The 13416-nt window shown below is 62.5% G+C and carries 14 protein-coding genes; 8 read left to right on the top strand and 6 right to left on the bottom strand.

Features of this window, described 5'->3' with window-relative positions; translation table 11 throughout:
* Positions 1-20 precede the first annotated feature (20 nt).
* The 3 genes from sucC (at position 21) to NX775_RS09725 (ending at position 2867) form a co-directional block, all read left to right on the top strand.
* Complete coding sequence (gene sucC, locus NX775_RS09735; protein WP_258835814.1) at positions 21-1190, top strand: ADP-forming succinate--CoA ligase subunit beta; 1170 nt, start codon at positions 21-23, stop codon at positions 1188-1190.
* A gap of 18 nt (positions 1191-1208) precedes the next feature.
* The gene (sucD, locus tag NX775_RS09730; protein ID WP_258835813.1) at positions 1209-2090 is read left to right on the top strand and encodes a succinate--CoA ligase subunit alpha; all 882 of its coding nucleotides are present in this window, start codon (positions 1209-1211) and stop codon (positions 2088-2090) included.
* A 306-nt stretch (positions 2091-2396) separates the two neighbouring features.
* On the top strand, positions 2397-2867 hold the full coding sequence (locus tag NX775_RS09725; protein ID WP_307732154.1) for a pilin: 471 nt from the start codon (positions 2397-2399) through the stop codon (positions 2865-2867).
* Between the two features lie 54 nt (positions 2868-2921).
* On the opposite strand, the gene NX775_RS09720 is transcribed toward NX775_RS09725, so the two are convergent.
* Both NX775_RS09720 and NX775_RS09715 read right to left on the bottom strand, forming a co-directional pair.
* Positions 2922-4988 (bottom strand): S9 family peptidase, encoded by a 2067-nt coding sequence (locus NX775_RS09720; RefSeq protein ID WP_258835812.1) that lies wholly within the window; start codon positions 4986-4988, stop codon positions 2922-2924.
* A gap of 156 nt (positions 4989-5144) precedes the next feature.
* Complete coding sequence (locus NX775_RS09715; protein WP_183556134.1) at positions 5145-5600, bottom strand: fasciclin domain-containing protein; 456 nt, start codon at positions 5598-5600, stop codon at positions 5145-5147.
* A gap of 167 nt (positions 5601-5767) precedes the next feature.
* Between NX775_RS09715 and NX775_RS09710 the strand changes: the two genes are divergently transcribed.
* Complete coding sequence (locus NX775_RS09710; protein WP_258835811.1) at positions 5768-6700, top strand: MerR family transcriptional regulator; 933 nt, start codon at positions 5768-5770, stop codon at positions 6698-6700.
* Between the two features lies 1 nt (position 6701).
* Here the strand turns inward: NX775_RS09710 and moaC are convergent, their stop codons facing one another.
* Positions 6702-7208: a cyclic pyranopterin monophosphate synthase MoaC gene (moaC, locus tag NX775_RS09705; protein ID WP_258835810.1), complete on the bottom strand. Its 507-nt coding sequence runs from the start codon at positions 7206-7208 to the stop codon at positions 6702-6704.
* Positions 7209-7283: 75 nt separating this feature from the next.
* Between moaC and NX775_RS09700 the strand changes: the two genes are divergently transcribed.
* Positions 7284-8870 (top strand): M48 family metalloprotease, encoded by a 1587-nt coding sequence (locus NX775_RS09700; RefSeq protein ID WP_258835809.1) that lies wholly within the window; start codon positions 7284-7286, stop codon positions 8868-8870.
* A gap of 9 nt (positions 8871-8879) precedes the next feature.
* Here the strand turns inward: NX775_RS09700 and NX775_RS09695 are convergent, their stop codons facing one another.
* The 3 genes from NX775_RS09695 to NX775_RS09685 are packed head-to-tail and all read right to left on the bottom strand — an operon-like array spanning position 8880 to position 10697.
* Positions 8880-9467, bottom strand: a complete 588-nt coding sequence (locus tag NX775_RS09695; RefSeq protein WP_258835998.1) for a DUF2946 family protein — start codon at positions 9465-9467, stop codon at positions 8880-8882.
* Positions 9468-9471: 4 nt separating this feature from the next.
* On the bottom strand, positions 9472-10455 hold the full coding sequence (locus tag NX775_RS09690; RefSeq protein ID WP_258835808.1) for a YheT family hydrolase: 984 nt from the start codon (positions 10453-10455) through the stop codon (positions 9472-9474).
* A 47-nt stretch (positions 10456-10502) separates the two neighbouring features.
* A complete protein-coding gene (locus tag NX775_RS09685) occupies positions 10503-10697 on the bottom strand; it encodes a zinc-finger domain-containing protein (protein WP_183556139.1) in 195 nt (64 codons plus the stop codon).
* A 222-nt stretch (positions 10698-10919) separates the two neighbouring features.
* On the opposite strand from NX775_RS09685, the gene NX775_RS09680 reads away from it, so the two are divergent.
* The 3 genes from NX775_RS09680 (at position 10920) to NX775_RS09670 (ending at position 13390) form a co-directional block, all read left to right on the top strand.
* Positions 10920-11678, top strand: a complete 759-nt coding sequence (locus NX775_RS09680) for an AzlC family ABC transporter permease (protein WP_307732153.1) — start codon at positions 10920-10922, stop codon at positions 11676-11678.
* Positions 11671-12015 (top strand): AzlD domain-containing protein, encoded by a 345-nt coding sequence (locus NX775_RS09675; RefSeq protein ID WP_258835807.1) that lies wholly within the window; start codon positions 11671-11673, stop codon positions 12013-12015. The genes NX775_RS09680 and NX775_RS09675 overlap by 8 nt, the downstream gene beginning before the upstream one ends.
* A gap of 160 nt (positions 12016-12175) precedes the next feature.
* Positions 12176-13390 carry a phosphoglycerate kinase gene (locus tag NX775_RS09670; protein WP_183556142.1) on the top strand — a complete coding sequence of 405 codons (1215 nt, stop codon included), beginning with the start codon at positions 12176-12178 and terminating at the stop codon, positions 13388-13390.
* Positions 13391-13416: the final 26 nt, after the last annotated feature.

The following is a 13416-nucleotide window of genomic DNA, read 5'->3' as shown; positions in this document are numbered from 1 at the left end:
TAGATAGAAGGGAAGCCAGCATGAAGATCCATGAGTATCAGGGCAAAGAAATCCTCCGAAAATTCGGGGTGACCGTTCCGCGCGGCATTCCGTGCATGTCGGTCGAAGAGGCTGTCAAAGCTGCTGAAGAACTGGGTGGTCCGGTCTGGGTCGTCAAGGCGCAGATCCACGCTGGTGGCCGCGGCAAGGGCGGCGGCGTCAAGGTCGCCAAATCGCTCGAGCAGGTCAAGGAATACGCTGACCAGATCATGGGCATGCAGCTGATCACGCACCAGACCAGCCCGGAAGGCCAGAAAGTCCGTCGCCTGATGGTCGAAGAAGGCGCCGACATCAAACAAGAACTGTATGTCTCGCTCGTTACCGACCGCGTCAGCCAGAAAGTCGTGCTGATGGCCTCGTCGGAAGGCGGCATGGACATCGAAGAAGTCGCGCACAGCAACCCGGAAAAAATCCATAACGTCATCATCGACCCGAAAGTCGGCCTGACCGATGAGCAGGCTGACGACGTCGCCGCCAAGATCGGTGTGCCAGCCGGCTCGATCGCCGACGCACGTGCGAACCTGCAGGGCCTGTACAAAGCCTACTGGGAAACCGATGCATCGCTGGCCGAAATCAACCCGCTGATCGTCACCGGCAGCGGCAAGATCATCGCCCTGGACGCCAAATTCAACTTCGACGCGAACGCCCTGTATCGTCGTCCTGAAATCGTCGCTTACCGCGATCTGGACGAAGAAGACGCAGCCGAAGTCGAAGCATCGAAATTCGATCTGGCCTACATCTCGCTCGACGGCAACATCGGCTGCCTGGTGAACGGCGCCGGCCTGGCCATGGCCACCATGGACACCATCAAGCTGTTCGGCGGCGAGCCAGCCAACTTCCTCGACGTCGGCGGTGGCGCCACGGCCGAGAAAGTGACCGAAGCGTTCAAGATCATGCTGAAGAACCCTGACCTGAAAGCCATCCTGGTCAACATCTTCGGCGGCATCATGCGTTGCGACGTCATCGCCGAAGGCGTGATCGCTGCATCGAAAGCCGTTTCGCTGCAAGTGCCGCTGGTCGTGCGCATGAAGGGCACCAACGAAGACCTGGGCAAGAAGATGCTGGCCGAATCGGGCCTGCCAATCATCGCCGCAGACACGATGGAAGACGCAGCCAAGTCGGTCGTCGCCGCTGCTGCCGGTCAAGCCTAATTGCTAAGGAAATAAAAAATGTCGATTCTGATCAACAAAGATACCAAAGTAGTCACCCAGGGCATCACCGGCAAGACCGGCCAGTTCCACACCCGTATGTGCCGTGAGTACGCAAACGGCAAAGAAGCCTTCGTTGCTGGCGTGAACCCGAAGAAAGCCGGCGAAGATTTCGAAGGCATCCCGATTTTCGCGAACGTCGCAGAAGCGAAAAAAGAAACCGGCGCCAACGTGTCGGTGATCTACGTCCCACCTGCAGGCGCAGCCGCTGCCATTTGGGAAGCTGTCGAAGCCGAGCTGGACCTGGCAATTTGCATCACCGAAGGCATTCCAGTCCGCGACATGATGGAACTCAAGGACCGCATGGCCAAGTCGGGTTCGAAGACCCTGCTGCTGGGCCCTAACTGCCCAGGCCTGATCACCCCTGACGAAATCAAGATCGGCATCATGCCAGGTCACATCCACCGCAAGGGCCGCATCGGCGTCGTCTCGCGTTCGGGTACCCTGACGTATGAAGCAGTTGCACAGCTGACCGCACTGGGCCTGGGCCAGTCGTCGGCAGTCGGCATCGGCGGTGATCCGATCAACGGTCTGAAGCACATCGACATCATGCAGATGTTCAACGACGATCCTGATACCGACGCGGTCATCATGATCGGCGAAATCGGTGGTCCGGACGAAGCCAACGCGGCTTACTGGATCAAGGACAACATGAAGAAGCCAGTCGTCGGCTTCATCGCTGGCGTCACCGCGCCACCAGGCAAGCGCATGGGCCACGCCGGCGCGCTGATCTCGGGCGGTGCAGATACTGCGCAAGCCAAGCTGGAAATCATGGAAGCCTGCGGCATTACCGTCACCAAGAACCCGTCGGAAATGGCGCGTCTGCTGAAGGCCATGCTGTAAATCTGACGATCTATTGATCGAAAGCTAAAACGGGGAGCGCGAGCTCCCCGTTTTTCGTTTAGTGCGCCACTTTTTGTTGATACGCATCGTGCGTGACAAAAATTGCTGTGCGGCACTGACAAATTTTGTCATTCAGGGTGCCGTTTTTTGTTCTGGAACAGGAAAATGTTGGCTTGTTATTCATAAAATCGACCGTTTTACGCCATTTTTGGGCTGGCACAGCGCTTGCATATAGGAAAGCGTAGCAGTGAGCAGCACAAGATACGTAGGTCCACTTTTTTGAAATACCCAACCCGGAGATTTAAAATGAACTTCAAGCAAATGCCAAGCAAAAAAGCCGAAGGCGGCTTCACCCTGATCGAACTGATGATCGTCGTTGCAATTATCGGTATTCTGGCTGCTGTCGCGATTCCACAGTACAGCAACTACACCATCAAGTCGAAGATCGCTGCAGTGCTGGGCTCCACGTCTGCAATCAAGACTGCAGTTGGCGTGTGTGCTCAAGAAAACGGTGGCACGCTGGATGCTTGCGATGGTGGCAGCAACGGTATTCCTACCACGCTGGCAACCAAAGAAATCCAAAAAGTTGCGACCACTGATGGCAAGATCGTCATTACTTTGAATAACGGCATCGGCACTGGTGTTGATGGCTCGACTATCACGATGACCCCAACGATCGGTGATGCAGCACTGGCGTGGGCTAACGAGACGACTGCTACCAACGCAGCAGCTCTGGATGCGATCAAGAAAAATAACGTCGCTACGACGACTCCGTAATTCTAGTTTTTCACAAAAAAGCCCGCTTCCCAGCGGGCTTTTTGCATTGCGGATTTACTTCGCTGGCTGCGTCTTCAAGAACCGATCCAACCACCCATTCACGGTGTGATGCCACTGCACCGAATTAGCCGGCTTGAGTACCCAGTGATTCTCATCCGGGAACACCAGCAGCTTGCTCTCGACACCCTGACGCTGCAGCGCCGTGAACGTCCCCAGCCCCTGCGCTGTCGGAATCCGGAAGTCCAGATCGCCCTGGATCACCAGCATCGGTGTCTTCCACTTCGCCACGTGATGAACCGGATTGAAGCGCTCATGGTTCTCCGGCACCTTGTAGTACGGCCCGCCATTCTCCCAATCCGTGAACCACTGCTCCTCGGTCGAGTAGGCCATGCCGCGCGTGTCGAACACGCCGTCGTGATTGACGATGCACTTGAACTCATCCGACCAGTTGCCGGCGATCCAGTTCATCATGTAGCCGCCGTACGACGCGCCCAGTGCGCAGTCGCGTGAGCGGTCCAGCCATGGGAACTTCTTCACTGCCGCGTCGTAGCCCTTTTGCAGGTCGACCAGTGGCTTGCCGCCCCAGTCGTTGCTGATCGAGTCTGTGAATTTCTGGCCGTAGCCGGTCGAACCGTGGAAGTCGATGAACACGGCCGCATAGCCGGCGCCGGCATAGGTCTGCGGATTCCAGCGGTAGCTCCAGCTGTTGCCGAAGCTGCCTTGCGGCCCGCCGTGGACGATGAACGCGACTGGGTATTTCTGGCCCGGCTGCGCATTCCATGGCTTCATCACGTAACCGTACACGGTGTCACCATTGGCGCCGGCAAACGAAAACTGCTCGGCTTCGCCCCAGCGCACATCTTTCAGCAATTCGGTGTTCAATGTGGTCAGCTGCTTCGGCTTGGCGCCCAGCTTCATCGAGAACAATTGCGCACCAGCGGACAGATTCGCATGGGTATAGACCAGCGTATCGCGGCGCAGATCGAAGGCGCCCACGGCGCCGGTGTCCGTCAACGGGGTGACCTTGCCGCCTGCCACGTCGATGGAGAACAGGCGATGCTGGCCGATGTCTTCTGCATCGACGATCAGCGCCTTGCCGTCGGCGCGCCAGACCAGGCTGCCAGCCGAGCGGTCCCAGTTCGCTGCCAGCGCGCGTTTCTGGCCAGTCGCCACATCCATCAGCATGATCTGGTAGCGGTCGGCCTCGAAGCCGGGGCGCGCCATCGCCAGGTAAGCCAATGTGCGGCCATCGGGGGAGAACGTGCCCTTGGTGTCCCAGGCCGGATTGTCCGCCGTCAGGTTGCGTGGGGCAGCGCCGCCTGTAGCGGGTACGCTGTACAGGTCGAAGTTGGTCGACCAGGCTTCGGTCTTGCCAGCGATGCGGGCCGAGAACACGACGGTTTTGCCGTCCGGACTGAAGCGGTATTCCTCACGGTCACCAAAAGGCTTCGAGGGCACGTCGCCGTCGAGCGAACCCGACAGGCTGACCGGCTCGCCGGTGATCGCGCCTGCTGCGCCAATTGGCGCCGAGAACAGCACCGCATTGCGGTGGTCGTTCCAGGTATCCCAGTGGCGCGCGAACAGGCGGTCGTAGACCTTGCCGGTGGCCTTTTCTTTTTCTTTTGCGTCGAGCCGGGCCTTGGTGCAGGCCAGGTCGGCGCAGTCGCGGAATACCGCCAGGCTGAACGCCAGGCGATCGCCCGTGGGTGCGACGCGGAAGTTGTCGACGTCCAGCGGCAGGTCGGTGACCTTGACGGGTGCGCCGCCGGCCACCGGCTGGCGCCATACCTGCGACGAGCCCGAGCGCGCGGACAGGAAGTACACAGCGTCGCCCGACGGCGACCATTCCGGATCGGCGCTGCTCGACGCATGGTCGGTCAGGCGCTGCGGCGTCGGCTTGGCGGCACGCAGGTCGATCATCCAGAGTTGGGTGTTGCCGCGGTTCTTTTCCATGTCGGTGCTGCGCACGGTGTAAATCACTCGCGTGGCGTCGGGCGATACGGCCGGGCTACCGACCCGTTCCATATTGACCAGGTCTTCCACGGTGAAGCCGCGCGGCGCGGCCATTGCGGTGGTGGCGGCCAGGGTCGCCGCTGCCACCGTCATCAAACGAAATTTCATGCCATCCTCGTCGATCAGTCCCGCGGCCGGGTGCCGCAGGCAAGCCGGGAATGTACCACGCGCGCCAGGCCAGCCGATACGACAACGCCCCCGCTATCCGGCAATGCCGGGTAGCAGGGGCGCTTTAACGTTCCCTAACGCACAGGAAGTTTGTGATTATTTTGGCATGATGACCGTGTCGATGACGTGGATCACGCCGTTGTCGGCGACGATGTCGGTCTTGGTGACAGTGGCCTTGTCTACCATGACTTTGCCGCCCGCGACCTTGACCTTGAAGGCGCTGCCTTCGACGGTCTTGACGTCGCCTGGCTTGACGTCGGCTGCTTTCACGGTGCCTGGCACCACGTGGTAGGTCAGCACTTTGGTCAGTGCGGCCTTGTCTTTCAGCAGTGCGTCGAGTTTGGCTTTTGGAATCTTGGCAAAGGCGGCATCGGTTGGTGCGAACACGGTGAACGGGCCCGGACCCTTCAGGGTGTCGGTCAGGCCGGCAGCCTGGACAGCCGTGACCAGCGTATTGAACGTGCCGGCCGATTTGGCGGTATCAACGATATCTGCTGCGTTGGCGGCGCCGAAGGCGAAGGCGAGTGGCAGTGCGATCAGAAATTTTTTCATCGTATGACTCCATGTGGTTTTTACAGTTCGGTGTGAACCGCGTTAAGACCAATGTAGGCTTATTTTGTTCCCGTGTCTAACGTGTGCACCGTTTATGTAGCATAATAAAGGTTCAATCAAGGGACGATATTATGGAAAACTCGCTAAGATCACATCATGAACCGATCATGTACCGAACCGGCGCAGCTGCGCGTCTGGCGGGTTTGCCGGTAGAGACGCTGCGCGTCTGGGAGCGCCGCTACAGTCTGTCGGATGCGCAGCGCTCGGAGCGCGGCCAGCGCCTGTATTCAGCTGAACAGGTCGCGCGCCTGGGCCTGCTCAAGCAACTGGTCGACCAGGGCCATTCGATCGGCGTGCTGGCCGGCTTGAACCGTGAGCAGCTGCAATCGATGCTGGGCCTGGATGGCCAGGCGAGGGCGATTGCCACCTCTCCGGCGCGCGTGCTGCTGGTCGGCGCCATGCTGTCGCGGCGGATTGCCGCTACCGGCCAGGCTGCGCTGGGGTTGGACGTGCGCGGTCATTGCGCCACGCTGGCACAAGCGCTGGCGTTGCCGCGCGATGTCGGGGCGGATGTGCTGGTGATCGAGCAGTCCGAACTCGACGATACCGGCCTGGCGCCGATTGCCGCCGCGCGCGAGGCCAGCGGTGTCGCTGCCGTCGTGGTGCTGTACCGCTTTTGTTCCAGTGCCACGATTCGCGCCCTGCGCGCGCAAGGCTGCCTGGTGGCGCGCATTCCGGCGGACCTGTCCGAACTGGCGCTGCTGTGCCAGTCGGCGCTGACCGGCCACCGTCCGCCGCTGCAGGAGCAGCCGCTGCCGCCCGTGGCGCCGCCCCGCTTCGACGAGGAAGCGCTGGGCAACATCATGACGGCGGCCGGCATCCGTCTCGATTGCGAATGTCCCCGGCACTTGTCCGAGATCCTGATGATGATTTCCAGCTTCGAGCGCTACAGCGACCAGTGCGCCCACCGCAATCCGGGTGACGAGGCACTGCATGCGCGGCTGAAGATGGCGGCAGGCCGCGCGCGCGTCGTGATGGAAGATGCGATGGAGCATCTGGCCATCACGGAAGGGTTGCCGTTGCCGAAAGTCCTTAACTGAGTCAGGCGTCGATGGCGGCAGTCCAGTCACCGCTCTTGCCGCCATGCTTTTCCAGCACCCGTACGTTGGTCATGACCATGCCGCGGTCAACCGCCTTGCACATGTCATACACGGTCAGTAAACCCACCTGCACCGCAGTGAGCGCTTCCATCTCGACCCCGGTCTTGCCGATGGTTTCCACCTGCGCCCGGCAATGGACGCTGTTGGCAGCCTCATCAATCTCGAAATCAACCGCCACGCGCGTGATCGGCAATGGGTGACACAGCGGCACCAGGTCGCTCGTGCGCTTGGAGGCCATGATCGCGGCGATACGCGCGATGCCAATCACGTCCCCTTTTTTTGCGCTGCCCGACGTGATCAGGGCCAGCGTGGCCGGCTGCATGCGGATGGTGCCGGCGGCCACCGCGATGCGGTGCGTGTCCTCTTTGGCGCCGACATCGACCATATGGGCCTGGCCGGTGGCGTCGAAGTGGGTCAGATGGTCTGCGGTCGGGGTGGAAGGCGTCATGAAGGGTCGGTATCGTTGGGTAACAAAGTGTTCTGGGAGCAGCAGGGTGCGTGCGGATACGGTTATGATAGCACCGTGAAATCTGTCGTCCGACCAGCATCCGTGCGCCGCTGGCGCCCCGTCCTGACCGCCGTTGCCCTATGCACGACGGCAGCATTTGCCGTGGCCGCCCAGTCCGACCCGCTCAAGCGCGCCGATCACATTCATCTGCCGACACTGGGCGACACCGCGCGCGTCGATTTGTCGCCAGTCGTCGAGCGCAAGCTGGGCGAAGAGATCATGCGCGACATCCGGCGCGACCGCGATTACCTCGACGACGAACCGATCTCCGAATACCTGAACAACTTCGGCAATGGCCTCGTGGCTGCGGCGCCCGGCGCGCGCGGCGAAACCAATGCCGATTTTCATTTCTTTGCCGTGCGCGATGCGGCGCTGAATGCGTTCGCGCTGCCGGGCGGTTTCATCGGTGCGCACTCGGGCCTCGTGATCGCAGCCCAGACCGAATCCGAACTGGCCGGCGTCGTGGCGCACGAGATCGGCCACGTCACGCAGCGCCACATCGCGCGCATGCTGGGCCAGCAGCGCCAGGATATCCTGCTACCGCTGGCGTCGATGATCCTGGCGGCGCTGGCCGCCAAGGCCGGCTCGGATGCGGCAATGGGCGTGCTGATGGGCGGCCAGGGCCTGGTGGTCCAGCGCCAGCTCAACTTCAGCCGCGACGCCGAGCGGGAAGCCGACCGCGTGGGCTTCCAGATCATGGAGGCAGGCGGCTACGACACCACCGGCATCGTCGCGTTTTTCCGGCGCCTGCAAAATGCGTCAAAGCTGTATGGCGAACTGCCGACAGGCTTGAGCAACCTGAGCAGCCACCCGCTGACCCAGGAGCGCATCAGCGACATGCAGGCGCGCATCCGCGAGATGCCCAAGAAGCAGCGCGTCGACAGCCTCGACTTTCACCTGGTGCGCGCGCGCATCCGCGTGCTGCAGGAACCAAGCGAGCAGGGTCAGCGCAACACGCGCAGCGCGTTCAACACGCAGCTCAGGGAAACGCACCGCCATCAGCAGGCCGGCGCGCAGTATGGCCTGGCCTACCTCGCGCTCAAGCAGGGCAACCTGGCTGACGCGCAGAGCTGGCTCGACAAATCACGCGAAACCATGAAACCGCGCGAAGGCGTGCTGTCGGTGGCGTCGAATGTCGGCGATGGCGCGACCATGTACGCGGGTCTGGCGATCGAGATCAAGATGGCGCCGGGCCAGCCGGCGTCGGTGCTGGCCGAGGCCGTGAAGGAAGCCGAGACGATGCACGCGCGCTTCCCGCTGTCGCGCTCGCTGGCGCACCAGTACGCCGACGCCATGATCGCCACGGGCAAACTCGACGAGGCTACGCGCTTTCTGCGTGACCAGTCGCAGCAATACCGCGAGGAATACAAGCTGCAGGATCTATTGGCCAAGGCGTACGCAAAGCAGGGCAAGATCGCGCTGCAGCATATGGCGCTGGCCGAATCGTATGTGCTGGCCGGCGCTACTCCGGCCGCGATGGCGCAGCTGGAACTGGCACGCAAGGCGCGCGACGCATCGTTCTACGATCAGGCCGTGATCGATGCGCGCGCCCGCGAACTCGAGGCGCAGCAAAAGAAGGACAAGGAAGAGAAGGACGATTGACGGCCCGGTTCAGGGCGCCGGCATCCTGTTGAACCCGAACCGCTGCGCCAGGTCGGCGTCCGCCACCCGTTCCACAGTGAACACCTTGCCCTGCCAAGGCAATGTCAGCGTGCCAGCACCGCCGCCCAGCCACGCCATCACGGCGTCGTCCGATGCGCTGCGGCCATCCAGCGTGAACTGGCCCAGCACCTGCGCCACATCGCGGTCATCGAGCTGCGCCACGACCTCGCCGGCCGCGAACAGCACGGCGCCGGCATTGCTCAGAAACACGTGCTCGACAGCCGTCAGCGCCTGCTCCGTCTGCAACAACAAGCCCTGCTGCGGATCGGTGCGTGCGATGAACGGTGCCGCCTCCAGATTCACGTACACGCGTTGCGGGCCATTCTGGAAATACCAGTTGCCCCGTTCGTCGTGCAGGTAGTTGCGGTTGATGAACCCCACCAGTTTCTCGTTCTCGAGCCGGTCGCCGGGCAAGCCGGCCTGCTGGGTCGCTTCGTCGCGCATGCGCCAGTGGCCGCGCGCATCGAGCGCGAGCCAGCCGTAGCAGTGCGGTACGTTTGGCCACTTGGCCATTGCCTGTTTTACGATATCGTCCATAGTGTCAGCCAGCATCGCACAGTTCGGCGCCGGTCAGCGCGCGCGTGCCCGCCACGCCATCGAAATGTTGCAGGATGCGCTGCGCCAGCCAGTCGATCCGTCCCGGAAACGGCCCGGTCGGAAAGCCCACATGCCCGCCGGTGGCCGGGTACTCGAGCGTCACCGCAGCCGATGCCGTCGCCGGCAGGTACATCCCCGGGAGGAACGGATCGTTGCGCGCATTGAGCACCAGTGTTGGCACGGTGATCGCGTCCAATACATGGCGCGCGCTGGCGCGGTGCCAGTAGTCGTCGGTGTCGCGGTAGCCGTGCAGCGGCGCGGTCACCACATTGTCGAACGCGTACAGGTCGCGCGCGGCGAGCAGCGCGGCGCGGTCGAACAGGCCCGGAAACTGGTCGAGCTTGGCCAGGCACTTGGGCTTGAGCGTCTGCAGGAACATCCGCGTGTAAATCATGTTGAAGCCCGACGACAGCGCCGCGCCGCCGCGCGCCAGATCGAGCGGGGCCGAGACCGCGCACGCCGCATCCACGATCGATGCGCCATGGCCCGATTCGCCCAGCCAGCGCAGCAGCGCGTTGCCGCCCAGCGAGACGCCGGCCGCGTAGAACACGCCGTCATGGCGCGTGCGCAGCGCGCGCACGATCCACTCGACTTCTGCCGCGTCGCCCGAGTGATAGAAGCGGGGCGCCAGATTCGGCTCGCCCGAGCAGCCCCGGAAATGCGGCACCACGCCCGACCAGCCGCGCGCAGCCAGCGCCGCCATCAGCGCCCGTGCGTAATGGCTGTCCGACGAGCCTTCCAGCCCGTGAAACAGCACCACCAGCGGCTGGCCCGGCTGGCCGTCGACAAAATCAAGGTCGACGAAGTCGCCGTCCGCACTCGTCCAGCGCTCGCGGCGGTAGGCAACGGGCGGCTTGGCGATGCAGGTCGCCGGATAGATGGTCTGGAGATGGCCGCCAGGCAGCCAGCGTGGTGCGCGGTAGGGCATGAAGAAGTGAGGAGAGGGGCGCGCGCAGTCGCGTACGCCCCGAAAGATCAATGGTTCTTGAGCACCGTGCCCGGCGCCAGGCGGTAGCCGGTACCGCAGTACGGGCATTTCGCCTCGCCATGGTGGTCGAAATCGAGGAAGACGCGCGGGTGCGACGACCACAGCGGCATGGCCGGGTTCGGGCAGTGCGCCGGCAGGTCTTTCGCCGTGAGTTCCACGATTGGCATCGTCTTTTGGGTCATCTGGTGTCTCCGTCTGGCAGGTGGGCAAAGACAGGATTCTAACGGATTCGCTCTATTGTCGAAATGACCGTAAAATAATGCGCTCAACATATTGAGCCCAAGTGCCCTTTCGCAAGAGGCCACGACCCATTCCATGCGTTTCATGCCCCTCTGTTTCCAGACCGCCGCTGTCGTCCCAGCCGTCATTTCGCCGTCGGCAAGTTGCATGACTGCCACACCACCATGTCCGTGAACGCGGGCGAGCCGGCTGGCCAGCTCCAAGTCACGATTGGCGACGCGCCCGATCGCGACGCATTCCGTGACGGTTTCAAGACCGGCCTGCCGACGCTGTTCGGCATCGCCGCCTGGGGCCTGGTGGTGGGCATCGCCATGGTCAAGAGTGGCCTGTCCGTACCGCAGGCGCTGGGCATGACGCTGCTGGTGTTCGCCGGCTCCGCGCAACTGGCGTCGTTGCCGCTGATTGCGGCGCAGGCGCCGATCTGGGTCATCTTCGCCACAGCGCTGGTCGTCAATCTGCGCTTCGTGATCTTTTCCGCGCTGCTCGCGCCGCACTTTGCCCACTTGCCGTGGCGTCAGCGCCTGTATCTTGGTTATATCTCGGGCGATATTTCCGTCGCTTTGTTCTTGCAGAAATATCCGACTCCGACGCCGGCCGTGGGCAAGCTGTCGTACCTGAAGGGCTTGATGTTCCCGAACTGGGGCGCCTGGCAGATTGGTTCGGTGATCGGGGTGTTCCTGGGCAGCACCGTGCCAGCCGAGTGGGGCCTGGGCTTTGCCGGCACGCTGGCCATCCTCTGCATCATGGTGCCGTTGATGATCAACCGCGCGGCCTTGTGCGGCGTGCTGGTGGCGGGCACGGTTTCGGTGCTGGCCTATGAGTTGCCTTACAAGCTGGGCTTGCTGCTGGCGGTGCTGGTCGGGATGGTGACGGCGATGGTGATCGAAGAAACAATGGACAAGATAAAGGCGCGCCGTGGCTGACTGGGAAATCTGGGTGGTGATTGGCGTGCTGTGCGTGGCCACGGCCGCCACGCGCAGTTCGTTCTGGCTGATCGGCCACCGCGTATCGATTCCGCCACGGGTGCAGGAAATGCTGCGCTATGCACCCGCCTGCGCGCTGGCAGCCATCATCGGGCCCGATTTTCTGATCGATCCGCAGGGCGGGCTGCAGTTCACGCTGGCCAATCCGAAGCTGCTGGCGGGGCTGGCCGCGTTTGCGTTCTATGTGTGGCGCCGTAACATGCTGCTGACGATTTTATTCGGCATGCTTGTCTTTACGGCATTGCGCGTTCTGCACGTTTTTGGCGCCGCCGCCTAGCAGACCGCGCAAAATCTGCTGCGCGTCGGCGTGCCGGTTTGCGATGCTCGCTGTACGTCCGTACAGCTGCGCTTCTCGACCGCCACGCCTTCCGCTCGCGAGGATTTTTCGCACTCCGCTAATGTACAATGACGTTTTTTCACTATTGCCACGCTGACCAATGGACGCTTCCCGCCGTTTCACCCGTTTGCAAGACCTGATCGATCAGAACGCCCTGCAGGGCAAGCGCGTCTTCATTCGCGCCGACCTGAATGTGCCACAAGATGACGCTGGCAATATCACCGAAGACACGCGCATTCGTGCTTCGGTGCCAGCGATCCAGGCCGCCATCAAGGCGGGCGCGGCAGTGATGGTGACGTCGCACCTCGGTCGGCCGACCGAAGGCGCGTTCAAGCCGGAAGACAGCCTGGCGCCGGTCGCTGCGCGCCTGTCCGAGCTGCTCGGCCAGCCAGTCGAACTCAAGCAAAACTGGGTCGACGGCGTCGATGTCGCACCGGGTTCGGTCGTGTTGCTGGAAAATTGCCGCGTGAATGCGGGCGAAAAGAAAAACAACGACGAACTGGCCCAGAAAATGGCCAAGCTGTGCGATGTGTACGTCAACGACGCGTTCGGCACCGCGCACCGCGCTGAAGCCACCACGCACGGCATCGCCAAGTTTGCACCGATCGTCGCCGCAGGCCCGCTGCTCGCCGCCGAACTCGACGCACTGGGCAAGGCCCTCGGCCAGCCGCAGCGCCCGCTGCTGGCGATCGTCGCCGGCTCGAAAGTCTCGAGCAAGCTCACGATCCTGCAAAGCCTGGCCGACAAGGTCGACAACCTGATCGTCGGCGGCGGCATCGCCAACACGTTCATGAAGGCCGTCGGCTTGAACATCGGCAAGTCGCTCGTTGAAAACGACCTGGTGAATGAAGCCAAAGCCATCATCGACAAGATGGCCGCGCGCGGCGCGCAGGTGCCGATCCCTGTCGACGTCGTGTGCGCCAAGGAATTTGCGCCAACGGCCGCTGCCACCGTCAAGCTGGTGGCTGACGTACAAGACGACGACATGATCCTCGACATCGGCCCGCAGACCGCCGCCATGCTGGCAGAGCAGGTCGCCACGGCCGGCACGATCGTCTGGAACGGTCCGGTCGGCGTGTTTGAATTCGACCAGTTCGCCGAGGGCACCAAGACCCTGGCGCTGGCCATCGCCGGTTCCAAGGGCTTCTCGATCGCCGGTGGCGGCGACACCCTGGCCGCGATTGCAAAATACAAGATCGCCGACCAGATCGGCTACATTTCGACCGGTGGTGGCGCCTTCCTGGAATTCCTGGAAGGAAAAACGCTGCCGGCGGTGGATATCCTGCTGCAACGCAGCGCGCAGTCTGCAGCATAAATGAGACCCTAGCGCAGCCGTGGCTG

The sequence above is a fragment of the Massilia aurea genome, assembly GCF_024753205.1.
GTDB classification, from domain to species: domain Bacteria; phylum Pseudomonadota; class Gammaproteobacteria; order Burkholderiales; family Burkholderiaceae_D; genus Telluria; species Telluria aurea.
This window is presented reverse-complemented; position numbering and strand designations above follow the sequence as displayed.